22 protein-coding genes and 1 riboswitch are annotated in these 21748 nt (G+C 65.7%); of the genes, 12 read left to right on the plus strand and 10 right to left on the minus strand.

The genetic code is table 11. The annotated features are described in order from the left end of the window. Nucleotides 1–29 precede the first annotated feature (29 nt). From glmU to DEA8626_RS13650, 4 genes are all read left to right on the plus strand, one after another. Complete coding sequence (gene glmU / locus DEA8626_RS13635) at nucleotides 30–1379, plus strand: bifunctional UDP-N-acetylglucosamine diphosphorylase/glucosamine-1-phosphate N-acetyltransferase GlmU (protein ID WP_108853785.1); 1350 nt, start codon at nucleotides 30–32, stop codon at nucleotides 1377–1379. Then, nucleotides 1379–3193, plus strand: a complete 1815-nt coding sequence (glmS, locus tag DEA8626_RS13640) for a glutamine--fructose-6-phosphate transaminase (isomerizing) (protein ID WP_108853786.1) — start codon at nucleotides 1379–1381, stop codon at nucleotides 3191–3193. Before glmU ends, glmS begins: the two co-directional genes overlap by 1 nt. Continuing rightward, entirely contained in the window at nucleotides 3190–3867 is a 678-nt protein-coding gene (locus DEA8626_RS13645) for a DNA alkylation repair protein (RefSeq protein WP_108853787.1), read from the plus strand. The genes glmS and DEA8626_RS13645 overlap by 4 nt, the downstream gene beginning before the upstream one ends. Nucleotides 3868–3962: 95 nt before the next feature. Beyond that, the gene (locus tag DEA8626_RS13650; RefSeq protein ID WP_245890864.1) at nucleotides 3963–4859 is read left to right on the plus strand and encodes a substrate-binding domain-containing protein; all 897 of its coding nucleotides are present in this window, start codon (nucleotides 3963–3965) and stop codon (nucleotides 4857–4859) included. A gap of 19 nt (nucleotides 4860–4878) precedes the next feature. Here DEA8626_RS13650 and DEA8626_RS13655 read toward each other — a convergent pair whose 3' ends face one another. The 3 genes from DEA8626_RS13655 to DEA8626_RS13665 are packed head-to-tail and all read right to left on the minus strand — an operon-like array spanning nucleotide 4879 to nucleotide 7212. Continuing rightward, on the minus strand, nucleotides 4879–5700 hold the full coding sequence (locus DEA8626_RS13655; protein ID WP_108853789.1) for an ABC transporter substrate-binding protein: 822 nt from the start codon (nucleotides 5698–5700) through the stop codon (nucleotides 4879–4881). 20 nt (nucleotides 5701–5720) lie between these two features. Further along, entirely contained in the window at nucleotides 5721–6512 is a 792-nt protein-coding gene (locus DEA8626_RS13660) for an ATP-binding cassette domain-containing protein (RefSeq protein ID WP_108853790.1), read from the minus strand. After that, nucleotides 6505–7212, minus strand: coding sequence for an ABC transporter permease (locus DEA8626_RS13665; protein WP_108853791.1), 708 nt, complete (start codon nucleotides 7210–7212; stop codon nucleotides 6505–6507). The genes DEA8626_RS13660 and DEA8626_RS13665 overlap by 8 nt, the downstream gene beginning before the upstream one ends. Before the next feature lie 196 nt (nucleotides 7213–7408). Here DEA8626_RS13665 and DEA8626_RS13670 point away from each other — a divergent pair, with 196 nt between their 5' ends. Both DEA8626_RS13670 and tsaA read left to right on the plus strand, forming a co-directional pair. Next, nucleotides 7409–7819: a hypothetical protein gene (locus DEA8626_RS13670; protein WP_108853792.1), complete on the plus strand. Its 411-nt coding sequence runs from the start codon at nucleotides 7409–7411 to the stop codon at nucleotides 7817–7819. A 16-nt stretch (nucleotides 7820–7835) separates the two neighbouring features. Continuing rightward, on the plus strand, nucleotides 7836–8312 hold the full coding sequence (tsaA, locus tag DEA8626_RS13675) for a tRNA (N6-threonylcarbamoyladenosine(37)-N6)-methyltransferase TrmO (RefSeq protein ID WP_108853793.1): 477 nt from the start codon (nucleotides 7836–7838) through the stop codon (nucleotides 8310–8312). A gap of 1 nt (nucleotide 8313) precedes the next feature. On the opposite strand, the gene DEA8626_RS13680 is transcribed toward tsaA, so the two are convergent. Then, on the minus strand, nucleotides 8314–9924 hold the full coding sequence (locus DEA8626_RS13680; RefSeq protein WP_245890865.1) for an AMP-binding protein: 1611 nt from the start codon (nucleotides 9922–9924) through the stop codon (nucleotides 8314–8316). 95 nt (nucleotides 9925–10019) lie between these two features. Here DEA8626_RS13680 and moaA point away from each other — a divergent pair, with 95 nt between their 5' ends. Both moaA and DEA8626_RS13690 read left to right on the plus strand, forming a co-directional pair. Then, on the plus strand, nucleotides 10020–11021 hold the full coding sequence (gene moaA, locus DEA8626_RS13685; RefSeq protein WP_108853795.1) for a GTP 3',8-cyclase MoaA: 1002 nt from the start codon (nucleotides 10020–10022) through the stop codon (nucleotides 11019–11021). 80 nt (nucleotides 11022–11101) lie between these two features. Further along, a complete protein-coding gene (locus tag DEA8626_RS13690; RefSeq protein ID WP_108853796.1) occupies nucleotides 11102–11986 on the plus strand; it encodes a DMT family transporter in 885 nt (294 codons plus the stop codon). Here DEA8626_RS13690 and DEA8626_RS13695 read toward each other — a convergent pair. Further along, a complete protein-coding gene (locus DEA8626_RS13695; protein WP_108853797.1) occupies nucleotides 11973–12863 on the minus strand; it encodes a CE1 family esterase in 891 nt (296 codons plus the stop codon). The two genes, DEA8626_RS13690 and DEA8626_RS13695, sit on opposite strands and share 14 nt — an antisense overlap. Nucleotides 12864–12999: 136 nt before the next feature. On the opposite strand from DEA8626_RS13695, the gene DEA8626_RS13700 reads away from it, so the two are divergent. Continuing rightward, nucleotides 13000–13536: an SRPBCC family protein gene (locus tag DEA8626_RS13700; protein WP_181366448.1), complete on the plus strand. Its 537-nt coding sequence runs from the start codon at nucleotides 13000–13002 to the stop codon at nucleotides 13534–13536. On the opposite strand, the gene DEA8626_RS13705 is transcribed toward DEA8626_RS13700, so the two are convergent. Both DEA8626_RS13705 and aroC read right to left on the minus strand, forming a co-directional pair. Further along, a complete protein-coding gene (locus tag DEA8626_RS13705) occupies nucleotides 13485–14144 on the minus strand; it encodes an HD domain-containing protein (protein WP_108853798.1) in 660 nt (219 codons plus the stop codon). The genes DEA8626_RS13700 and DEA8626_RS13705 overlap by 52 nt on opposite strands. Beyond that, nucleotides 14141–15244: a chorismate synthase gene (gene aroC, locus DEA8626_RS13710; protein WP_108853799.1), complete on the minus strand. Its 1104-nt coding sequence runs from the start codon at nucleotides 15242–15244 to the stop codon at nucleotides 14141–14143. Before aroC ends, DEA8626_RS13705 begins: the two co-directional genes overlap by 4 nt. Before the next feature lie 148 nt (nucleotides 15245–15392). After that, nucleotides 15393–15495: riboswitch (TPP riboswitch) on the plus strand. Between the two features lie 37 nt (nucleotides 15496–15532). On the opposite strand from aroC, the gene thiB reads away from it, so the two are divergent. The 3 genes from thiB to DEA8626_RS13725 are packed head-to-tail and all read left to right on the plus strand — an operon-like array spanning nucleotide 15533 to nucleotide 18748. Further along, on the plus strand, nucleotides 15533–16522 hold the full coding sequence (thiB, locus tag DEA8626_RS13715) for a thiamine ABC transporter substrate binding subunit (protein ID WP_108853800.1): 990 nt from the start codon (nucleotides 15533–15535) through the stop codon (nucleotides 16520–16522). Continuing rightward, on the plus strand, nucleotides 16498–18066 hold the full coding sequence (locus tag DEA8626_RS13720; RefSeq protein ID WP_108853801.1) for an ABC transporter permease family protein: 1569 nt from the start codon (nucleotides 16498–16500) through the stop codon (nucleotides 18064–18066). Before thiB ends, DEA8626_RS13720 begins: the two co-directional genes overlap by 25 nt. After that, nucleotides 18053–18748 (plus strand): thiamine ABC transporter ATP-binding protein, encoded by a 696-nt coding sequence (locus tag DEA8626_RS13725; protein WP_108853802.1) that lies wholly within the window; start codon nucleotides 18053–18055, stop codon nucleotides 18746–18748. Before DEA8626_RS13720 ends, DEA8626_RS13725 begins: the two co-directional genes overlap by 14 nt. A 94-nt stretch (nucleotides 18749–18842) precedes the next feature. On the opposite strand, the gene DEA8626_RS13730 is transcribed toward DEA8626_RS13725, so the two are convergent. The 3 genes from DEA8626_RS13730 to petA are packed head-to-tail and all read right to left on the minus strand — an operon-like array spanning nucleotide 18843 to nucleotide 21567. Further along, nucleotides 18843–19631 (minus strand): cytochrome c1, encoded by a 789-nt coding sequence (locus DEA8626_RS13730; protein WP_108853803.1) that lies wholly within the window; start codon nucleotides 19629–19631, stop codon nucleotides 18843–18845. A 13-nt stretch (nucleotides 19632–19644) separates the two neighbouring features. After that, the gene (gene petB / locus DEA8626_RS13735; protein WP_108853804.1) at nucleotides 19645–20991 is read right to left on the minus strand and encodes a cytochrome b; all 1347 of its coding nucleotides are present in this window, start codon (nucleotides 20989–20991) and stop codon (nucleotides 19645–19647) included. Between the two features lie 12 nt (nucleotides 20992–21003). Further along, nucleotides 21004–21567, minus strand: a complete 564-nt coding sequence (petA, locus tag DEA8626_RS13740) for a ubiquinol-cytochrome c reductase iron-sulfur subunit (RefSeq protein ID WP_108853805.1) — start codon at nucleotides 21565–21567, stop codon at nucleotides 21004–21006. Nucleotides 21568–21748 lie beyond the last annotated feature (181 nt).

Consider the following 21748-nt stretch of genomic DNA (forward strand, 5'->3'; position numbering starts at 1 on the left):
CGAGCCGGAGACGAAGGAAAGCACCATTCATGGCCACAGCACTAATCGTTCTCGCCGCGGGACAGGGGACGCGGATGAATTCGGATCTGCCAAAGGTGTTGCACAAGGTGGCCGGTGCCCCGGTCCTAGCCCACGCAATGCGCTCGGGCGCGACGCTCGGGCCCGAGCGAATGATCGTCGTGACCGGGCACGAACGCGAGGCGGTCGAACGGGCAGCGCGCGAAGTCGACGAAGCGGCTGTCGTGGTCGAGCAGGCCGAACAGCTCGGCACCGGTCATGCGGTGGCCCAAGCATTGCCTGCGCTTGAAGGGTTCGCCGGCAAAGTACTCGTACTTTTTGGCGACACGCCCCTCATCCGGGCCGAGACACTTCGGGCGCTGGCAGATTCGACGGCTGATATCACGGTTCTGGGATTTCAGGCGCAGAACCCCCGGCGCTACGGCAGGCTGATCACCAACGGCAGCGAACTGCAGCGCATTGTAGAATTCAAGGACGCTACTGAGCAAGAGCGCTCAGTGACGCTTTGCAATGGTGGGCTGATGGCCGTCGACTCGGCGCTTCTGGCGGAACTGGTATCCGATCTCTCAAACGACAACGCGGCGGGCGAATACTATTTGACCGACATCGTCGCGAGCGCCCGTGCCGGTGGTCGCTCAGCCGCGGTTGTGACCTGTGACGAGTCTGAGACGCTCGGCGTGGACACGCGCGCACAACTCGCCCAAGCCGAAGCCTTTTTTCAGTCGCGCGCCCGCGCGGAGGCGTTGGAGAATGGCGTAACGCTGATCGCGCCCGAAACCGTCTTCTTCGCTTTCGATACATTCATAGGCCGCGACAGCATCGTTGGCCCGAGCGTCGTCTTTGGCCCGCGAGTCACGGTAGAATCCGGTGCCGAGATCCACGCTTTCTGCCACCTCGAGGGTTGCCACATTTCGCGCGGCGCGACCGTCGGCCCTTTCGCCCGCCTCCGGCCTGGCGCGGAACTGGCCGAGGACGTGCATGTCGGCAATTTCGTTGAGATCAAGAACGCGGTCCTCGGCGAGGGTGTGAAGGTCGGCCATCTGACCTATCTGGGCGACGCTCATGTGGGCGAGCACACGAATATCGGCGCCGGCACCGTGACCTGCAATTACGACGGAGTGATGAAGCACCGGACCGAGATCGGCGCGCGCGCCTTCATCGGCTCTGACACCATGCTTGTGGCGCCCGTAAGGGTCGGCGCAGGGGCGCTGACGGCCTCCGGTTCGGTCATCACCGAGGACGTGCCGGACGAGGCACTGGCACTCGGACGTGTGAAGCAAGTGAACAAGCCGGGGTTGGCGAAGCGCCTGTTCGAGAGGTTAAGGGCCGAAAAGTCGCGGCGGCAGAAAGAGGCAAAGTAATGTGCGGCATCGTTGGAGTTCTCGGCCATCACGAGGTAGCGCCCATTCTGGTCGAAGCGCTGAAACGGCTCGAATACCGAGGCTACGATTCTGCCGGTATCGCGACGGTGAACGCGGGAAAGCTGGACCGCCGTCGCGCGGTGGGAAAGCTGCACAATCTGTCCGACCTTCTGGTGCACGAACCGCTTGCGGGCAAGGCCGGGATCGGTCACACGCGCTGGGCGACCCACGGGGCCGCCACGATCGTGAACGCCCATCCGCACCGCTCGGGCCCTGTCGCGGTTGTCCATAATGGCATCATCGAGAACTTCCGCGAGCTGCGCGCGGAACTCGCCGAAAAGGGTCTTGCGGCCGAAACCGAGACGGATACCGAGACGGTGGCGCTTCTCGTCCGGCACTTCATGGATGAGAGTCTGTCGCCCCGCGACGCTGCTCGCGCGACGCTCAAGCGGTTGGAAGGCGCATTTGCGCTTTTGTTCCTCTTCGATGGCGAGGAGGACCTGATGATTGCCGCGCGCAAGGGCTCGCCGCTGGCGATCGGGCATGGTGACGGCGAGATGTTCGTGGGCTCCGACGCCATTGCGCTCGCGCCCATGACCGACAGGATCACCTATCTGGACGAGGGCGACTACGCCTTCGTCACCCGCACCGGCGCAGAAATCTACGATGAGCGTGACCGCCGGGCCAACCGCGAGCTGTCGAAGATCCAGCTTGACGCGACGCGGATCGAGAAGGCCGGCTACAAGCACTTCATGGCCAAGGAGATCGCCGAGCAGCCGATCGTTTTGGCCGATGCGATCAAGTACTATTGCGGCGGCGGTCGGATCAACTTGCCCGAAGATCTGGAGTTTGGCGCTCTCGACCGGCTCACGCTCGTTGCCTGCGGGACAGCCTCCTATGCCTGCATGACCGCGAAATATTGGTTCGAGAGCCTCGCCGGACTGCCCTGCGAAGTGGATATCGCAAGCGAGTTCCGCTACCGCGAACCGCCGATGCCCGAAAATTCCTACGCGATGTTCGTCAGCCAGTCGGGCGAGACCGCCGACACGCTTGCTGCACTCCGCTACGCGAGGGGGAAGGTATCGAAGATTGTCTCCATCGTGAACGTGCCGAGTTCCTCCATCGCACGGGAAAGCGATATCGCGCTTCCGATCCTCGCCGGGGTGGAGGTCGGCGTGGCCTCGACAAAGGCTTTCACCTGTCAGCTCGCTGTGCTTCTCTTGCTCGCGCTCAAGGCGGGGCACGCCCGGAGGCGGATCGACGACGACAGCCTCGCCGCGCATCTGAAATCGCTCGCCGCGCTTCCGGGCCTGATGAACCAAGCGCTCGGGCGGGAGCCGTCGATCGCCGTGATGGCAGCTGCCGTGGCCGAGGCGCAGGACGTGTTGTTTCTCGGGCGCGGATCCATGTTCCCGCTCGCGCTCGAAGGGGCGCTGAAGTTGAAGGAGATCAGCTACATCCATGCCGAGGGCTATGCCTCTGGCGAACTTAAGCACGGGCCCATTGCGCTCATCGACAAGAACGTGCCCGTGGTCGTGCTCGCGCCGCGCGATGCGTTGTTCGACAAGACAGTGTCGAACATGCAGGAAGTGATGGCGCGGCATGGCAAGGTGATTCTGATCACCGATCCGAAGGGGGCCGAAGAAGCCGGCCTGGGTACCTGGAAAACTTTGACGCTGCCCGATGTCCCTGCGCTTCTGGCGCCGATCCTCTACGCACTTCCGGCGCAGCTTCTGGCCTATCACGCCGCCGTCGCGAAGGGCACCGATGTGGACCAGCCGCGGAACCTCGCAAAATCGGTCACGGTGGAATGACGCCGGAGGCCGCATTGGCGGAACTGCGCGCGCTCGCCGATCCGGACCGCGCGGCAGGAGCGGCAGCCTACCACAAGGCGAAGCGCGAATATCTCGGCATCCGCGTGCCGGTGCTGACCGATCTCGCGCGGAGTTGGCGGGCGGATATGGACGTGGCGGGGCGGGTGGCGCTCGCCGACCAGCTCTGGAAGACCGATATCCACGAGGCGCGTGTTGCGGCGGCGAAGCTTCTGACGCAGGCGCGGATCAGGGAAGACGAGCCCGTCTGGCGCCTGATTGCCTCCTGGGTGCCGGATTTCGACGCCTGGGCCATCGCCGATCATGCCTGCGATGCCGGCGCGCGGCGGCTGGTCGCCGATCCCGCCCGCATCGACGCAGTCGAAGGCTGGACGAAGGCCGACAGCTTCTGGACCCGCCGCGCGGCGCTGGTCATCACCTTGCCCTGGACCAAGCAGAACCACCCCAAGCCCGAGGATCTGCAGATCCGCGACCGTGTCCTCGGATGGGCGGCGAGCATGGCCGACGACCGCGAATGGTTCATCCAGAAGGCCATCGCCTGGTGGCTGCGCGAGCTGTCCAAGCACGATCCCGACCGCGCCCGCGCCTTTCTGGCGGCGCATGGATCGCGGCTGAAGCAGTTCGCCCGCAAGGAAGCGGGAAAGTATCTGACGTGACTGGTCCGGCTGCCGCGCCCGGCGCATGAAGCATTTGCTGAAATCGTTGGCGGCTTGCAGGCGTGCCCGTTGCGCCGCATTCTGAAAGGGGACCGATGAGACCATGGGATTTGCAGCGACAGATGGAAGCTGACTGGCCGACCTACCTGACGACCAAGGAGGTTGCGGATCTCATCCGCGTCAAGGAGCGCAAGGTCTACGACCTAGCGGCGGCCGGCGAGATCCCGCATCGCCGCATCACCGGGAAGCTCCTGTTCCCGAGCGCCGAGATCGTCCAATGGATCGAGCGGGCCGGGAGCGAGGCACCGCCCGAGCGCCCGCCTGTCCTGGCTGGGTCGCACGACCCGCTTCTCGACTGGGCGATCCGCGAGTCGGGCTGTGGGCTCGCCACGCTTCTGGATGGGAGCTTAAACGGTCTCGGCTGTTTTGCGGACGGCCGGGCGGCGCTTGCGGGCCTGCACGTGCCCGAGGACGACGACTGGAACGTGAAAACGGTGGCCGCGCGTGGGCTTACGAATTGCGTTCTCATCGGTTGGGCGCGCCGGGCGCGCGGCCTGCTTCTGGGCAAGGTGGCACGCGACGAGGTCAGGTGCCTTGCCGACCTGAAAGGACGGCGCCTCGTCCAGCGCCAGCCCGGGGCGGGCGCGGCTGCGCTATTCGAGCGTCTCTTGACGGCGGATCGCCTGTCCCCGTCGGATTTCGACACTTCCGAAGGGGTCGCGCGGACCGAAAGCGATGCAGCGGCCGCCGTCGGCTCCGGCGAGGCGGAAGCGGCCATCGGGATCGAGGCAATGGCGCGCCAGTTCCATCTCGGCTTTCTGCGCCTCGTCGAAGAACGCTTCGACCTCCTCATCGACCGCCGCGCTTATTTCACGCAGCCGGTTCAGACGCTTCTTGCCTTCACGCGCGAAGAGGTGTTCAGGGAAAAGTCCGAGTCGATGGGCGGCTACAACATCGCCGAACTTGGGACCGTGCGCTGGCTTTCGCCCTGAGGACGGGTGTCGCGTGGTGTCAGCCTCCCGCGTTCGGGAAGAACAACTGCTGCCCGTCGACCTGATAGCTCGCGATGGCCGACTGGCCGTCCGGCGAGATCAGCCAGTCGACGAACATTTGGCCGAGAACGCGCTTTACGTTCGGATGCTTCACCGGGTTCACGAGGATGACACCGTACTGGTTGAACATCTTCGGATCGCCCTCGACCATGACGCTGTAGTCGCCCTTGTTGCCGAACGAAATCCAGGTCGCGCGATCGGACATGATGTAGGCGCCCATGCCCCGGCCTGTGTTCAGCGTCGTGCCCATGCCCGCGCCGGTTTCCCGGTACCAGTTTCCGGACGCCTCCGAAACGTCGATGCCAGCCTCCGCCCAGAGCGCGAGTTCGGCTTTATGTGTGCCGCTGTCGTCGCCGCGCGAGGCGAAGGTGGACCGCGCCTCGGCGATCCTGCTCAGCGCGGCGACTGCGTCGGTCGATCCCGCGATGCCAGCCGGATCGGCGGGCGGCCCTACGATGACGAAGTCGTTGTACATGACATCGAAACGCTCGATGCCTTCGCCATCTGCCACGAACTTGTCCTCGTCCGCCCTTGAATGGACGAACAGGACGTCGCCGTCACCGTTGGCGGCGTTCTTGATCGCTTGGCCGGTGCCGACAGAGACGACGCGCACTTCAATGCCGGTCTTTTCGGTGAAGATGGGCAGAATGTAGTCGAAAAGGCCGGAATTCTGCGTCGAGGTCGTCGACTGCACCACGATGAACGTATCCTGTGCCGCTGTAGGCAGCCCGAGCGCCACAAATGCCGCGGCGGCGAGTCCGAAGAGGCGTCGTCTGATCACGTGTGATATCCCTGATTCAGTCAGATTTCTGAATGTGCGGACCTGCTAATGTAGAGGCGGTCGCCAAGCCAGGCGGAAGCGGCATCGGACTGCGGAGCGTCAAGCACGCGCGTGACGGCACCGGTCTCCACCACGCGGCCATCGTGCAGAAAGATCACGTCGTCGCCGATCCGCCGCGCCTGTCCGGCATCATGCGTGACCATCACGATCGTCACGCCGTCCCGGTGCGCCTCGGTGAGCAGGGTCTCGATTGCCTGCGTCGATGCGGGGTCGAGACTTGCGGTCGGTTCGTCGAGCAGGAGCATCTCCGGCTTGCAGGCGAGCGCGCGGGCGATTGTAAGGCGCTGCTGCTCGCCGCCCGAAAGGACGCGGGCAGGACTGCGCGCGAGGTGATCGAGACGCGCCCGCGACAGCGCTTCGGCTTCGCGCGCGGCGCGCTCTGCCCCCCGGATGCCCCGCGCGGAAAGTGCGAAACGGAGATTGGCAAGAACCGAACGACGAAGGACGACGGGCCGCTGGAACACCATCGCCTGCGCCTGCCGCGCCGCACGGTCAAGCGGACGGCCGTGCCAGACGACGTCGCCCCGGGTCGGGGCGACAAGGCCGTGCAAAAGCCGCAGGAGAAGGCTCTTGCCGGCGCCGTTCGCGCCCATGATCATGGTGCGCCGTCCTTGCCGGATCCCGATGTCCACGCCGTCGATCAGCCGCTTGCCGCCCGCGTCGAAATACAGGCCCCGCGTCGCGAGAACCGCTTCGCACCGGGTCTGCGGCGCCGCGACGGCGGTCGAGATATCGAAGATGACGTCACGCATAGGCCGACCTCACCGCCGAGGCGCGGATCGCCATGACGCTTGCGTTCACGACGACCGCGATGGAGAGAAGCACGACGCCGAGCGCGAGCGCGAGCTGTAGGTTTCCCTTCGACGTCTCGAGCGCGATCGTCGTCGTCATCACGCGGGTTACGTGGTTGATGTTGCCGCCGACGATGAAGACCGCTCCGACCTCGGCCACGGCGCGCCCGAAGCCGGCGAGCGCGACTGTCAGAAGGCTATAGCGCGCGTCCCAGAGAAGCGCGGCAACCCGGTCGAAGGGGCCGACGCCGAGCGAGGCGAACTGTTCGGCATATTCGTGATGGAGGTCCTCGACCACCTGCTTGGTGAGCGCCGCGACGATCGGCGTGACGAGGATGGTCTGGGCGATGATCATGGCGATCGGCGTGTAGAGCAGTCCGAGCGGGCCGAGCGGTCCGGCCGCTGAGAGCATAAGGTAGACGACGAGGCCGACCACGACCGGCGGCAGACCCATGAGCGAGTTCAGGACGATGCTGACGACCGTGCGTCCGGGAAAGCGGAACGCACCAACTGCCGCGCCGAGCGGCAGGCCGATCATGCAGGCTGCAGCGACCGCCGTCAGCGTGACTCGAAGCGACAGCCCGATGATTTCGAGAAGGTCGCGGTCACCGGCGGCAATCAGATCGACCGCATCGCCGAGCAGGGCCCAGAAGCTGTCCATTGCTGCGTTTCCTCCCGCTACGCGGAAACAATACATAAAAACGCAGTCGAATCCATCCCCGGCCATCGCGCCCTTCGCTCTCTCAGGTCACATCGCATCCAACGAGCCGGCGCTCACGCTGTTCCGTCGACTTCCCGGCAAGCCGGAGAGCAGGTAGTCTTGGGGACGAGCAACGGGCGGCGGCGAGACGGCGCGCATGATTCTCGAACCCAGACATCGCGGAGCTGCCGCGAGCGGCATCTTGAACCCCGCGCTTGAGCCCTTTGGTGTCATGCCGATGCGCCACGGCGCTGGCAGGATTGCCGCGCCGCTTATGATGACGACGCTATGCGTCGGGGCGGCGCTCATGGAGCCCAAAATTGCCGGTCTGCTCTCGGTGATTTCGCTGCCGGTCGTGGGCGCGCTTCTCGGCTATGCGGCGGGAGACCTTATCTTCATGCGGCGCATGTTTGACGCCCGGCCGGATTGTCGCCCGGTGATCGGGGTCAAGATGGCCGCGACCGTCCTTTTCGGCGCGCTCGCGGGCCTCGTCGCCAGCCTGGCGGTAGAATACCTGCGCGCCTGTTTCGCCCGCAGGGGCCAACCCGGCGCGGCCGCAAAGATGTGATGGGGGGCAAACCGGCATGAGCACTGACGCATCCGACATCCGGGAACACGAAGTCGCCGTTGACCTGCCCGCGCCCGACGACGCCCGGCTGCGGTTCATCGGGCGCATCCGAACGCCTTGGACGACGCGCGAAACCTGCCCACGCCAGGGCAAGCCGGACGGACCGATTTGCCGCGTCGAGGTCTTCGAGCCCTGGGTCGCCGCGCTTCAGGGGCTCGACGTCTACGACCATATCGAACTCCTTTACTGGCTCGACCGGGGCCGCCGTGACCTGGTGCTTCAAAACCCCGGGCGCGATGGCAATGTCTTCGGTACATTCTCGCTCCGCTCGCCCGTCCGCCCGAACCCCATCGCCACATCGCTCGTCCGGCTCGTCGCGATTGAAGGGCCGGTGCTCGTTGTCCGTGGGCTGGATTGCCTCGACGGCACGCCGCTCATTGACATTAAGCCCGAGCGCTGCGCGTTTTCGCCCAAGGCCGCGCCGAAAGGCTGAATCACCCGCCCCTGAGCTCGCGCCGCATGATTTTGCCGGTCGCGGTCATCGGCAGGCCATCGCGCCGCTCGATGAGCCGGGGCGCGACATGGGGGCTCACGCGCTCCTTCACGCGCGCGATCAGGGCGGGGGCGAGCCCGTCCCACGCCGCCCCGTCGCGCAGCACGACGAAGGCCTTCACGGCCTCGCCCTTGACCGGATCGGGCACGCCCACGCAGGCCGCCATGACGACGTCGGGATGGCCCGTGAGGCAGTTCTCGATCTCGGACGGACCGATCCGGTAGCCGGCCGAGGTGATGATGTCGTCGTCGCGCGCGACATAGGTGAAATAGCCCTCGCCATCGCGGGTGCCGAGATCGCCGGTCCGCATCCAGTCGCCGGTGAACTTGGCCGCCGTCGCCTCGGGCTTGCCGAGATATTCGAGGAACATGACCGGATGCCCGCGCCTGACGGCGATCTCCCCGATTTCGCCGTCGGGCAGTTCGCGGCCATCGGCGTCGATGACCGCGACCTCCGCGCCGGGCACCGCGCGGCCCATAGTGCCGGGCCGGGTCGGAAAGAGCCCCTCGGACGAGCAGATGACGAGGTTGCACTCCGTCTGGCCGTAGATCTCGTTGATCGGCGCGCCTAGCGCGCGCCGCCCCCAATCCAGCATCTCCGCCCCGAGGCTTTCACCGCCGGAGGAGACGGCACGGACCGAAAGCCCCTCGGGCACCTTCGCCGCGCGCATCAGCTTGAGCGCCGTGGGCGGCAGGAACAGGTTCGTCACCCGGTGGTCGCGGATTAGGCGGAATGCCTCGTCGGGGTCAAACTTGGGCATCCGGCGGCAGACGAGCGGCACGCCGTAGTAGAGACACGGCATCGCCATATCCATGAGCCCGCCTATCCAGGCCCAGTCGGCGGGCGTCCAGCCCACCGCCCCGGGCTTGGGAAAGAACCCCTGGCTGAGTTCGATATTCGGCAGGTGGCCGAGCAGGAACCGGTGCGCGTGGAGGACACCCTTCGGCGCGCCCGTCGTCCCGGACGTGTAGATCAGGACCGCCGGATCTTCTGCGCCAACCGGCACCGGCGCGAAACGGTCCGAGGCGGCGTCGATCTCGGCCCAGAGGTCGCGCACCTCGGACGGGTCGATGCAATAGACCTCGCGGAGATCGGGAAGGCTGTCGCGGAGCTCCGACAACTTGGCCAACCCCGCCGCATCGGTCACGACGGCACAGGCGCCCGCGTCGGAGAGCCGGTACTGAAGCGCATCGGCTCCGAACAGCGTGAAGAGCGGCAGCACGACCGCGCCGAGCTTCATCGCGGCGAAATGGGTGATGAGAACGGCGGGTGCCTGAGGCAGCATCACAGCGACCCGGTCACCCCGGCGGATGCCTTGCGCGGCGAACGCGTTCGCCAGCCGGTTAGAGCCAGCGTCCAACTCTTCGTAGGTCCAATGCCGGACCGCGCCACTCTCGCTGATCTCGATCAGCGCCAGCCGCCCAGGATCCGCGCGCGCCCAGGACGCGCAGCAGGCCTCGGCGATTGAGAACCGCGCGGGTACCTGCCAGCGGAAGCCGGCCGTCAGCGTCGCCCAATCCTGCCCCTCGCGGAGCATCCTGCGGTCCGTCATCCCCGCGCCCTCTGGTCCAGAGAGACAGGACGACCATAGTCGTAAGCTGTCAAGACGGCCTTGTGACAAGGCGTGCCGAGGTTTACCTTTCCCTAATGACCCCGCTGATCGACCCATTTGCCCGACCGATTTCCTATCTGCGCGTCTCGGTGACGGACCGCTGCGATTTTCGCTGCACATACTGTATGGCCGAGCACATGCAGTTCCTGCCGAAGAAAGACTTGCTGACGCTGGAGGAACTCGACCGGCTCTGCACGGCGTTTGTCCGGCTCGGCGTCGAGAAGCTCCGCGTAACCGGCGGGGAACCCTTGGTCCGACGTGAGATCATGACCTTCTTCAAGGCCATGTCCCGGCATCTGGAGACGGGCGCGCTGAAGGAGCTGACGCTGACCACGAACGGCTCGCAGTTGAGCCGATTCGCCGACGATCTGGCTGCGCTGGGTGTCCGACGCGTCAACGTCTCGCTCGACACGCTCGATGCGGCCAAGTTTCAGGCGATAACGCGGTGGGGGCGGCTTGCGCAGGTGATGGATGGCATCTCGGCCGCGAAGGCGGCGGGATTGCGTGTAAAGATCAACACCGTCGCGCTGAAGGGGTTCAACGAGGACGAGCTTTTCCCGCTGCTCGACTGGTGCGCCAGCGAAGGCCATGACCTCACCTTCATCGAGGTCATGCCGATGGGCGAGATGGGCGAAGAGATGCGCCTCGACCAATACTGGCCGCTCAAGGACCTTCGCGCGCGGCTGGCCGAACGCTTCACACTGAGCGAACTGGCCGAACGGACGGGCGGCCCTGCGCGCTATGTTCGGATCGAAGAGACGGGTCAGAAGATCGGTTTCATCACGCCGCTCACGCACAATTTCTGCGAAAGCTGCAACCGCGTGCGCGTCACCTGCACAGGCGAGCTTTTCATGTGCCTGGGGCAAGAGGACAACGCCGACCTCCGCGCGCCGCTCCGGGCGAGCCGTGACGACGTGCCGCTGGAACAGGCGATCCGCGCCGCCATCGCGCGCAAGCCCAAGGGCCACGATTTCGACTATTCCCGCCAGAAGGTGCGCGGCCAGGTTACCCGCCACATGAGCCATACCGGCGGCTGACGGCCGTCCATCCGGTTCCGGCTTGCATCGCCCCCGTCGGGCGGGCAGAGAGGCCGCGGACGGACAAGCCGGAGACCGGAATGGACCTGCGCTCAGTATTGATGGGCCTCGCTTTCGCGTTCATGTGGTCCTCGGCCTTCACCTCGGCGCGCATGATCGTGGCCGACGCGCCGCCTCTGACAGCGCTGTCGATCCGCTTTCTGATCTCGGGGCTTATTGGCGTGGCCATCGCGCGCGCCCTCGGCCAAACATGGCATCTGTCGCGTGGCCAGTGGCGCTCGGTGGCGGTCTTCGGACTTTGCCAGAATGCACTCTATCTCGGCTTGAATTTTGTCGCGATGCAGTGGGTGGAGGCATCGCTTGCCGCGATCATCGCCTCCACCATGCCGCTCCTTGTGGCGCTGCTCGGTTGGATGTTCTGGGGCCAGCGGGTGCGGCCGCTCGGCATCGCAGGGCTCGTCGCCGGGTTTGCCGGCGTCGCGATCATCATGGGGTCGCGCTTCTCAGGCGGCGCCGACATGACGGGCATCATTTTCTGCGGCATCGGCGCGCTGGCGCTGGCCGTGGCGACGCTGACGGTGCGCGGTGCGTCCGCGCAGGGTAACCTTCTCATGGTCGTCGGCCTTCAGATGTTCGTCGGCGCCGGCGTGCTGGCTATTTTCGCGGTCGCGCTAGAGGACTGGTCGGTGAGCTGGACGCTCCAACTTGGCCTCGCCTTCGCCTACACGACGCTCGTACCGGGGTTGATCGCCACATGGGTGTGGTTCCGCCTGGTGGAGCGGATCGGCGCGGTGCGCGCGGCGACCTACCACTTTCTGAATCCGTTTCTGGGCGTGGCGGTCGCGGCCGCGCTGCTGAGCGAACGGCTAGGCCCGGCCGACATCGTCGGAGTCGCGATCGTGGCGGCCGGCATCCTTGCGGTTCAGCTTTCCAAGGAGAGCCCCATGCCCATCAGAGCCGGCTGAAGAAGCGCCAGATTTCGGCCGTTGCGTCGATGTCGCGGTTGGTCTTACCGACCAATCGCCGGGGCAGAACCTCGCGTTCACCCGGCCACGTGTGGCCGCCGCCCTCCACCCGGTATAGCACGGTCGATGCCTGGCAGCCGTTCCACTCGATCCTCTGAACCTCGCCCATCCGCCGCGTATTTGCCTGCGCTCGACATCCGTTTCGCTGTGAAAGCAGCGCCATCGTCCGTTCGGCGCCCAGAACTTCGCCCCGGTTCTTTCGGAACAATCGGATCTGGCCGCCCTCATAAGGCACCAGCGGATCGTCGGTTCCGTGGATAAGTGCGATCGGGGTTGCCGGGATCGACCGGCAATCGTCGGCAAGGAAGGCCGGCAGGCTCATCGCCACGGGCGCGATGGCGTGGATGCGGTCAGGCAGCTTGCAGGCGAGGAAGAATGAGGCCTGCCCGCCGCGCGAAATTCCGGTGGCATAGACGCGATTTCCGTCCGCGCGAGGGCTCGCCGTGATATGGTCGATCACGCGGCGAAAGTAGGCCAAGTCGTCGACCCGCGGTGCGCGCCGCCCCTCAGACACCTTGCCTTCGCCGAAGTCCCACGACCGCCCCACGGCGTCGGGATAGACCGCGATGAACCCTTCGGTCTCGGCCAGATCGTTCATCCGGCGACCGGGCGATCTTAGCATCTGGCGCGCGCTTCCGCCCCCGCCGTGAAGCATGAGAACGACGGGCATCGGCTCATGTCGGCCTGCGCGATCCGGCGTATATACGAAGAACTGACGTGCGATGCCGTCCTGCTCGAACCGGTGCCGCGTCAGCTCTGCAAAGGCGGGCATCGGCAGAAACAGGCACATGGCGGCGAATGTGACGAGACGGATCATGCGGCGGCTTCTCCCTTGCGCTATGATCACTCAACGCAAGGCGTGTCCTCTTCCGTCGGACAAGGCCGCGCTGCGCGGATGGGTGCAACTTTCTCCGGTTTGGACCGTAGCTTCAGACAGGAGCAGGAGGTGTCTTATGCGCGCCAGGTCGAACGAGTTTCACATCGTCACCCGCTGGAACGTCGCCGCCACGGTTCGCGAGGTCGCCGACATTCTCGCCGATCCCGAGCATTTCCCCCGCTGGTGGGGCGACGTCTATCTGGGCATCCGTGTGCTGGAACGCGGTGACGCCAACGGCGAGGGCGCGCGCGTTGCAATCCGATCGAAGGGCCGGCTGCCTTACGAGTTGAACTGGATCGCGACCGTGATCGAAAGCCGCCGCCCCGAGACATGGACGGTGGCCGCCGAAGGCGATCTTCGCGGGCGCGGAGTCTGGACGCTGATCCAGCGTGGCGACGATGTCGTTGTCGACTATGACTGGCGTGTCTTCGCCGACAGGCCAATCCTGCGCGCCCTCTCGCCCGTCCTGGGTCCGCTCTTCGCTTGGAACCACCGCTGGGCCATGGCGCGTGGCGAAGATGGCCTGAAGGCGGAGGTGCTTCGCAGGCGTGGCGGATCGCCTCACCAATCGGGCTCGGGAGAGCCGAGCTCCCGCGCGAGGTCGATCAGGTAACGCCGCATCGCCGCCGCGCGTTCCTCGGCCAGCCGGCGGCCGGTCGGTGTCAGGAACGTCTCCGGCAGCTTCAGGAGCTTCACGGCGAAGTGGTCGAGGGCAAATGCCGCGTCGTCGGGCTGCCGCTCCTTCGCGAAAGGGTCGCGGGCGTCGAAAAGCTGTCGGCCAAGCGCGCCCGAGACTGCGAAGCAGCGTGCTATCCCGATCGCGCCAAGCGCCTCAAGCCTGTCGGCGTCGCGCAAGATGCGCGCCTCGGGCGATGCCGGGGCGGTGCCGCCCGACCAGCTGTGCGACTCGATTGCGTGGCGGGCTTGGGCGATTTCGGTGGGCGTCAGGCCAAGCGCTTGCATCACGGGCCCCGCCGCGGTTGCGGACATCGACGCGGCGCGGGCGCGCTTCGGGTGATCCTTGGGCAGGGTCACGAGATCGTGCAGGTAGGCGGCGCACAGTAGGATCCGCGACGGCGCCAGCCCCTCGCCATGGGCGATCGTGCGGGCGTTCAGCCACACGCGGTCGGCGTGGGCGAGATCGTGCGCGCCGTCCTGACCGTCCTGCGCGCCGCTTTCAAGCGCCTCGCGCAACGCGTTGCGTAGGGGGGCGAGGCTCATCCGATCCGCCCGCCAGCACTGCCGATCTGGCCACGATGCAGGAGGAGATGGTCGAGGAGCACGCAAGCCATCATCGCCTCGCCCACCGGCACCGCGCGGATGCCGACGCAGGGGTCGTGCCGTCCCTTGGTCACGATCTCAGCCTCCTCGCCCGAGACCGTGATGGTCTTGCGCGGGGTCAGGATTGACGAGGTCGGCTTGACGGCGAAGCGCACGACGATGTCTTGCCCGGTCGAGATGCCGCCCAAAATACCGCCCGCATGGTTCGAACTGTACCGCGGCTTGCCGTCGCTTCCCATGTAGATTTCGTCGGCATTCTCGACGCCGGTGAGTTCGGCCGCGGCCATTCCGGCGCCGATCTCCGCGCCCTTGACTGCGTTGATCGACATCATCGCGGCGGCCAGATCGGTATCTAATTTGCCGTAAACCGGTGCGCCGAGCCCAGCCGGTGTGCCTGAGGCGCGGACTTCGATCACCGCGCCGACGCTGTTGCCGCTCTTGCGCAACTCGTCGAGATGCTCGGCCCAGATCGCCGCCGAGGCGGCGTCAGGGCACCAGAAAGGATTTCGCCCGATCTCGTCCAGATCAAACCGGTCGCGGTCGGCCCGGAGCCGCCCCATCTGCACCATGTAGCCGGTAATGCGGACGTCTGGAGCAAGTACGTTCAGCGCCGCCCGCGCGACACCGCCTGCGGCCACTCGCGCGGCCGTCTCGCGCGCTGACGACCGGCCGCCGCCGCGCGGGTCGCGGATCCCGTATTTCTGCCAGTAGGTGATGTCGGCATGTCCCGGCCGGAACTTCTCAGCGATCTCACTGTAGTCCTTCGACCGCTGGTCGGTGTTCTCGATCATCAACTGGATCGGCGTGCCGGTCGTCTGCCCCTCATACGTGCCCGACAGAATGCGCACGGCATCCGCTTCGCGCCGCTGGGTCGTGTACTTGCTCTGCCCGGGCTTGCGACGATCAAGCCAGTGCTGGAGCATCGCCTCGTCGACCTCGATGCCCGGCGGGCAGCCGTCCACCGTCGCGCCAAGCGCAGGGCCGTGGCTTTCGCCCCAGGTCGTGACACGGAAGAGATGGCCGAAAGTGTTCAGGCTCATGCGTTGGCTCCTTTGGACAAGCGGAATAGCGAAGGCCGCGCGCCCGCTCAAGCATGCACACGCTTCTCAGCGTCCTTCCGTCGGAATTGTGTTGGCTGCGTGCCGGACGCGATCCCCTTGTCGGGCCTCCGGCAAGCGCGTATGACTCAAGATCACCTCGGGGTGCCCTGCGTGCAGGGCTGAGATGCGAAAGCGAACCCGTTGAACCTGAACCGGTTAAGACCGGCGGAGGGAAGGTTTGGCAAACAGCCCCTCATCTCCGCCCGCCTGACCATTGGAGGATGATAGATGCGCAAATCCCTGATGATCGCGGGCATCCTCGCGGCGACGTCCGCCGCCGCCCAGGACAAGCCCGTGCTGACCGTCTACACCTATGACAGCTTCGTGTCCGATTGGGGTCCCGGCCCTTCGGTCGAAACCGCGTTCGAGGCAGAGTGCGGCTGCGACCTGCAATTCGTGGCTGCCGGTGATGGCGCGGCACTGCTGGCCCGCGTGCTGTTGGAAGGCGAATCGACGGAGGCCGATATTGTTCTTGGCCTCGATACCAACCTGACGGGCGCCGCCGCCGGGTCGGGCCTTTTCGCCGAGCACGGGTTGGGCGCCGTGGACTACGACCTGCCGGTCGAGTGGAACGATCCCGTCTTCGCGCCCTACGACTGGGGTTACTTTGCCTTCGTCTACGACCGGACGAAAACAGACACCGTTCCGGCAGATTTCGAGGCTCTCGCGGCCTCCGACCTGACGCTCGTCATCGAGGACCCGCGTTCCTCGACGCCAGGACTGGGGCTTCTCCTCTGGGTCAAGGCTGCCTACGGTGACCGCGCGCCCGAGATCTGGGAGGGGCTCGCCGACAACATCGTCACCGTCACGCCCGGCTGGTCCGAGGCTTACGGCCTCTTCCTCGAAGGCGAGGCGGACATGGTCCTGTCCTACACGACCTCGCCCGCCTATCACCTGATCGCCGAGAGCGACGACACGAAGGCGGCCGCCTCGTTCACCGAGGGCCACTACATGCAGGTCGAGGTGGCCGCAAAGCTCGCGGGAACGGACCAGGCGGCGCTCGCCGACGAGTTCCTCGCCTTCATGCTCTCCGAGAAGTTCCAGGGCGTGATCCCCGAGACGAACTGGATGTATCCCTCGGTCACGCCGCCGGGTGGTTTGCCGGCAGGGTTCGAGACGCTCGTCACGCCCGAGAAGGTGCTCCTTTTCTCAGCGAGCGAAGCTGCGGTGGTCCGTGACGAGGCGCTTGCCGAATGGCAGTCCGCGCTCAGCCGCTGAGCCCGCTGCTGCGCGCGGGTGCGGGGACGGCATCGACGCTCGTCCTCGCGCTCGTCGTGGCCACGCTCGGCGCGGTTGTGCTCCGGGCGGGCGGGTTCGGCGCGCTCGGCCCCGGCGACTGGGCGGCGATACGCTTCACTGTCATCCAGGCGGCGGTTTCCGCCGCCCTCAGCCTCGGCTTCGCCATCCCGGTCGCCCGAGCGCTTGCCCGGCGCAAGTTTTCCGGTCGGGCCGTGCTTATCACGCTGCTGGGGGCACCTTTCATCTTGCCGGTGATCGTCGCCGTAATGGGCATTCTCGCGATCTTCGGGCGCGCGGGTCTTCTCAATGACGGCCTCGCCGCGCTCGGGTTTGACCGCATCTCGATCTACGGCTTTTCGGGCGTTGTTCTCGCGCACGTCTTCTTCAACCTGCCGCTGGCGGTGCGCCTGCTGCTTCAGGGCTGGCTCGCGATTCCTGCCGAGCGTTTCCGGCTTGCCGCGGCTCTGGGTTTCGGCCCGGCCGAGGTCGCGCGCTTCCTCGAACGCCCGATGCTGCGCACTCTCGCCCCGGGTGTGTTTGTGACGATTTTCCTCATCTGCCTGACAAGCTTCGCCGTCGCGCTGACTCTGGGCGGCGGCCCCCGGGCTACGACGGTCGAATTGGCGATCTACCAGGCCTTCCGCTTCGACTTCGACCTTGGCCGTGCCGCCCGGCTCGCAACGATCCAGCTCATGCTCTGCGCCGCGGCGGCGTTCGTCGCCGCGCGGCTGACCGTACCGTCCGGATTTGGCACCGGCCTCGATCGGGCGGTCGCGCGCTGGGATGCAGGCAGCCGCTGGCTTCGCCTCCAGGACGCCGCCCTGTTGACCTTGGCGAGCCTGTTTCTCTTGCTGCCGATTTTCGCGGTGCTGATCGGTGGACTGTCGAACCTGCCAGCCCTCCCTGCGCAGGTCTGGCAGTCGGCGGTGCGTTCGCTCACCGTCGCTCTGGCGGCGACGGCGCTTTCTCTGGCGCTCGCCCTGCCGCTCGCGCTCGCCATAGCACGCAGTATACGCACCCGGATGCTCGAAACCATCGGCATGCTGCCGCTCGCAACGTCAGCGCTCGTCATGGGCACGGGGTTGTTCCTCATGCTGAGGCCTATGGCGAGTCCGTCCTCACTCGCGCTGCCCACCACGATTGTCGTCAACGCCGCGATGGCGTTGCCCTTCTGCCTGCGCGCCCTCATGCCCTCTGCGCGCGAGATCGAGATCGAATACGGCCGGCTCGCGCAAAGTCTTGGACTTACCGGGTTCGCGCGGCTTCGGCTGCTGACCTTGCCGCGCCTCCGCCGCCCTCTGGGTTTCGCCGCGGGTCTGACCGCCGCTCTCTCGATGGGCGATCTCGGCGTGATCGCGCTTTTCGCGGATGCTGACACCGCGACGCTGCCCCTCCAAATGTACAGGCTTATGGGTGCCTATCGCATGGGCGATGCCTCTGGCGCCGCCGTTCTGCTCCTCGCGCTCAGCCTTGCGCTGTTTTGGGGCTTCGACAGAGGAGGCCGCGCCGATGCTGACGCTTGACGACGTTGTCATCACGCAGGACGACTTTCGCCTAACGGTCGATTTCAGCGTCGCGAAGGGCGCGCGGGTAGCCGTGATCGGGCCGTCGGGCGCGGGCAAGTCGACGCTCTTGTCAGTGATCGCTGGCTTCTTCTCCGCGCGGTCCGGCCGCGTGGTCTGGGATGGGCGCGATATCTCGAAGGACGCGCCGGGCGCGCGCCCGCTTTCGATTCTGTTTCAGGATCAGAATTTGTTTCCGCACCTCACCGTGGCGCAGAATGTCGGGCTTGGCATCCGTCCGGATCTGAAGCTCTCAACCCAAGAGCGGGATGCAGTGCGGCGCGCACTGGAACAGACCGGTCTCGGGGGACTGGACGCACGAAAACCGGGAACGCTGTCGGGTGGCCAGCAGAGCCGCGTGGCGCTGGCACGCGCGCTGCTGCGCGCCCGGCCGATCATGCTGCTCGACGAGCCGTTCGCGGCACTCGGGCCCGCGCTCAAGGACGAGATGCTGGATCTGGTGACCGAGATCGCGGCCGAGACCGGGGCCACTGTCCTGATGGTCAGCCACGATCCCGCCGATGCTCGGCGTTTTGCGCCGGAGACGATCGTTGTGGCCGACGGTGTCGCGCATTCGCCGCAGCCCACCGCACCGCTTCTCGACAATCCCCCACCGGCGCTTGCCGCCTACCTCGGTAAATGAAAACGCGCCCCCGGACCGGGACGCGCCTATTCTTTCATCCTGGTCGAAATACCTCGAAGGTCCGGGGTCGAACCCCCGGGGCTTCGCCGGCGGATCAGGCGGACTTCTTGCCCTTGTAGGGCGCCCAGAGCTTCTTGTTCGTCAGGTACAGAAGCACCGTTAGAAGCCCGAGGAACAGGACCGCGACGAAACCGACCTGCTTGCGTGCCATCATCTTCGGCTCTGCTGCCCACATGAGAAACGCCGCGACGTCCTCGGCCATGTGGTGGACCGTCGCCTCGTGCCCGTCGGCATAGGTAACCAGATCGTCCGACAGCGGCGGATTCATCGCAATCAATCCGCCGGGAAATGCGGTGTTCTCGTAGAACAGGGTGCCGGCTTGCTCGACCTCCTCACCGGTATAGCCGGCAAGGATCGAGACAATGTATTCCGGTCCGCCGATGCCCTGTATGAACTGGTTGATCCCGGTCCCGTAAGGGCCGTGGAAACCGGCGCGCGCCTTTGCCATGAGGCTCAGGTCAGGCGCGTTCTCGAGCACGGATTTCGGGAAGTGGTCGTTGGGTGTCGCCTCGCGCTCCTCGCCTGTCTCAGGGTCGACGGCCGTGAATTGGGCCGCGTAGGCGCGGACCTGATCCTCGGGCAGATGGGGACCGCCTTCGTCGGCCAGTGTCCGGATCGGCACGTATTGCAGCCCGTGGCACGCCGCGCAGACCTCGGTATAGACCTGCAAGCCGCGCTGGAGCTGGAACTCGTCGTATTTCCCGAACGGGCCTTCGAACGAGAAGGCCACGTCCTCGATGTGCTGTTCCGACTCCGCTGCGCTCAGCGCGCCACCCGTGAGCGCCAGGATCGAAGCGCCGATGATTGCAACTTTCTTCAACATCTCATCCGATCCTTTACTCTGCGGGCTTCTGCGAAACGTAGGGCGGCGGCGTTTCGGCGCCGGCGTAGTGGGCCTTGAAGTCCTCCTCGATCGTCGCCGGCGGGGCCGACGGCTTCTCGATCACCCCCAGGAGCGGCAGGATCACCAGGAAGTAGGCGAACCAGTACGCCGAAGCGATGAGCGAGATCCAAGTGTAGATCCCTTCGGCCGGCTGCGCACCGACCCACATCAACACAACGAAGTCGATGATGAGGAGGTAGAACCACCAGCGGAACATCGGCCGGTACTGGCCCGATCGCACCGACGAGGTGTCGAGCCACGGCGCCAAGGCCATCACGATGATCGCGCCGAACATCGCAACAACGCCGAAGAACTTGGCGTCGACGATGCCGAAGGTGATGAACTGCACCAATTGCACCAGCCAGACGTCGCCGGTGAAGGCGCGCAGGATCGCGTAGAAGGGCAGGAAGTACCATTCCGGCACGATATGCGCGGGCGTCGCAAGCGGATTCGCCTCGATGTAGTTGTCGGGGTGGCCGAGGTAGTTCGGCATGAAGCCCACGATCGCGAAGAAGACTACGAGGATCAGCGACAGCGCGAAGAGGTCCTTCATCACGAAATAGGGCCAGAACGGCAGCGTGTCCTTCTCGGCTTCAGCCTTCGAACCGCGGCGGACCTCGACGCCCGTGGGGTTGTTGTTGCCGGTGGTGTGGAATGCCCAGATGTGGACGGCTACCAGCGCGGCGATGACGAAGGGCAGGAGGTAGTGGAGCGAGAAGAAGCGGTTCAGCGTGGCGTTTTCCACTGCCGGCCCACCGAGAAGCCAGGTCTGGATCGGTTCACCGATGCCCGGGATCGCGCCGAAGAGGCCGGTGATCACCGTGGCGCCCCAGAACGACATCTGTCCCCAAGGAAGCACGTAGCCCATGAAGGCGGTACCCATCATGGCGACGAAGATCAGGATGCCGATGATCCATGTCACTTCGCGGGGCGACTTGTAGGAGCCGTAGAAAAGTCCTCGGAAGATGTGGATATACACGGCAAGGAAGAACAGCGACGCGCCGTTCGCGTGGATGTAGCGGAGCATGTGGCCGCCGTTCACGTTGCGCATGATGTGTTCGATCGAGGCGAAGGCCTGATCGACATGCGGCGTGTAGTGCATCGCCAGAACAATGCCGGTGACGATCTGCAGCACGAGACAGAAGGTCAGGACGATGCCCCAGATCCACCACCAGTTCAGGTTCTTCGGCGTCGGGATCATGAGGGTGTCGTACATGAGGCCGACGATTGGCAGTCGGCGGTGAAGCCACTGTTCGAAACCCGACTTCGGTTCGTAATGGTCGTGCGGAATACCAGCCATGCTTCAGCCCCCTCAGCCGAGTTTGATCGTGGTTTCGTCGGTGAAGGCCGCGACCGGAACCGGCAGGTTCTCTGGCGCGGGACCACGGCGGATACGGCCCGATGTATCGTAGTGCGAGCCGTGGCAGGGGCAGAACCAGCCGCCGAAATCGCCGGCGCCGTCGCCCAGGGGCACGCAGCCGAGATGGGTGCAGACCCCAATCATGACAAGCCATTCGCCAGCCTCGTCCAGCGCACGGTTCTCGTCGGTCGCAGGCGCTTCGGCGGCGATGTTCGCGTTTTCGGCATTGGGATCGACCAGGTCATTGAGGTCCACGGCGCGGGCGGCGTCGATCTCTTCCTGGGTCCGGCGGCGGATGAAGACCGGCTTGCCGCGCCATTTCACGGTCAGCTGGGTGCCGGTTTCGACGCCGCTCACATCGACGAAGATCGAGCTGAGCGCCTGTACGTCGGCGGACGGATTCATCTGATCGACGAGCGTCCAAACGGCGGCGCCGGTGGCGACGGTGCCTGCCCCCGCCGTAGCGTAATAGAGGAAATCCCTCCGGGTGCCTGCGTGGTCTTCTGCGTGGGACACGAAACATTCTCCCTTACTTGACCGGAGGTCCGGCTCTGCGACGAGTGGGCCGCGGTTCCCCGCGGCCTTTCCGCGCGGTTATTAGCCGCCAAAAACCGGCCCGTCCAGCGGACAATCGAGCGCAGCCTATGGGAAAACGCACACCGTGTCCCATCGGTGCCGCATTGCGGCGTCGCGATCC

The sequence above is a fragment of the Defluviimonas aquaemixtae genome, from assembly GCF_900302475.1.
Classification (GTDB): domain Bacteria; phylum Pseudomonadota; class Alphaproteobacteria; order Rhodobacterales; family Rhodobacteraceae; genus Albidovulum; species Albidovulum aquaemixtae.

Bases quoted from the DNA above. Each gene is read 5' to 3' on its own strand.
- glmU (WP_108853785.1), top strand. From the start codon at position 30: ATGGCCACAGCACTAATCGTTCTCGCCGCGGGACAGGGGACGCGGATG.
- glmS (WP_108853786.1), top strand. From the start codon at position 1,379: ATGTGCGGCATCGTTGGAGTTCTCGGCCATCACGAGGTAGCGCCCATT.
- DEA8626_RS13645 (WP_108853787.1), top strand. From the start codon at position 3,190: ATGACGCCGGAGGCCGCATTGGCGGAACTGCGCGCGCTCGCCGATCCG.
- DEA8626_RS13650 (WP_245890864.1), top strand. From the start codon at position 3,963: ATGAGACCATGGGATTTGCAGCGACAGATGGAAGCTGACTGGCCGACC.
- DEA8626_RS13660 (WP_108853790.1), bottom strand. From the start codon at position 6,512: ATGCGTGACGTCATCTTCGATATCTCGACCGCCGTCGCGGCGCCGCAG.
- DEA8626_RS13665 (WP_108853791.1), bottom strand. From the start codon at position 7,212: ATGGACAGCTTCTGGGCCCTGCTCGGCGATGCGGTCGATCTGATTGCC.
- DEA8626_RS13670 (WP_108853792.1), top strand. From the start codon at position 7,409: ATGATTCTCGAACCCAGACATCGCGGAGCTGCCGCGAGCGGCATCTTG.
- tsaA (WP_108853793.1), top strand. From the start codon at position 7,836: ATGAGCACTGACGCATCCGACATCCGGGAACACGAAGTCGCCGTTGAC.
- DEA8626_RS13680 (WP_245890865.1), bottom strand. From the start codon at position 9,924: ATGACGGACCGCAGGATGCTCCGCGAGGGGCAGGATTGGGCGACGCTG.
- moaA (WP_108853795.1), top strand. From the start codon at position 10,020: ATGACCCCGCTGATCGACCCATTTGCCCGACCGATTTCCTATCTGCGC.
- DEA8626_RS13690 (WP_108853796.1), top strand. From the start codon at position 11,102: ATGGACCTGCGCTCAGTATTGATGGGCCTCGCTTTCGCGTTCATGTGG.
- DEA8626_RS13695 (WP_108853797.1), bottom strand. From the start codon at position 12,863: ATGATCCGTCTCGTCACATTCGCCGCCATGTGCCTGTTTCTGCCGATG.
- DEA8626_RS13700 (WP_181366448.1), top strand. From the start codon at position 13,000: ATGCGCGCCAGGTCGAACGAGTTTCACATCGTCACCCGCTGGAACGTC.
- DEA8626_RS13705 (WP_108853798.1), bottom strand. From the start codon at position 14,144: ATGAGCCTCGCCCCCCTACGCAACGCGTTGCGCGAGGCGCTTGAAAGC.
- aroC (WP_108853799.1), bottom strand. From the start codon at position 15,244: ATGAGCCTGAACACTTTCGGCCATCTCTTCCGTGTCACGACCTGGGGC.
- thiB (WP_108853800.1), top strand. From the start codon at position 15,533: ATGCGCAAATCCCTGATGATCGCGGGCATCCTCGCGGCGACGTCCGCC.
- DEA8626_RS13720 (WP_108853801.1), top strand. From the start codon at position 16,498: ATGGCAGTCCGCGCTCAGCCGCTGAGCCCGCTGCTGCGCGCGGGTGCG.
- DEA8626_RS13725 (WP_108853802.1), top strand. From the start codon at position 18,053: ATGCTGACGCTTGACGACGTTGTCATCACGCAGGACGACTTTCGCCTA.
- DEA8626_RS13730 (WP_108853803.1), bottom strand. From the start codon at position 19,631: ATGTTGAAGAAAGTTGCAATCATCGGCGCTTCGATCCTGGCGCTCACG.
- petB (WP_108853804.1), bottom strand. From the start codon at position 20,991: ATGGCTGGTATTCCGCACGACCATTACGAACCGAAGTCGGGTTTCGAA.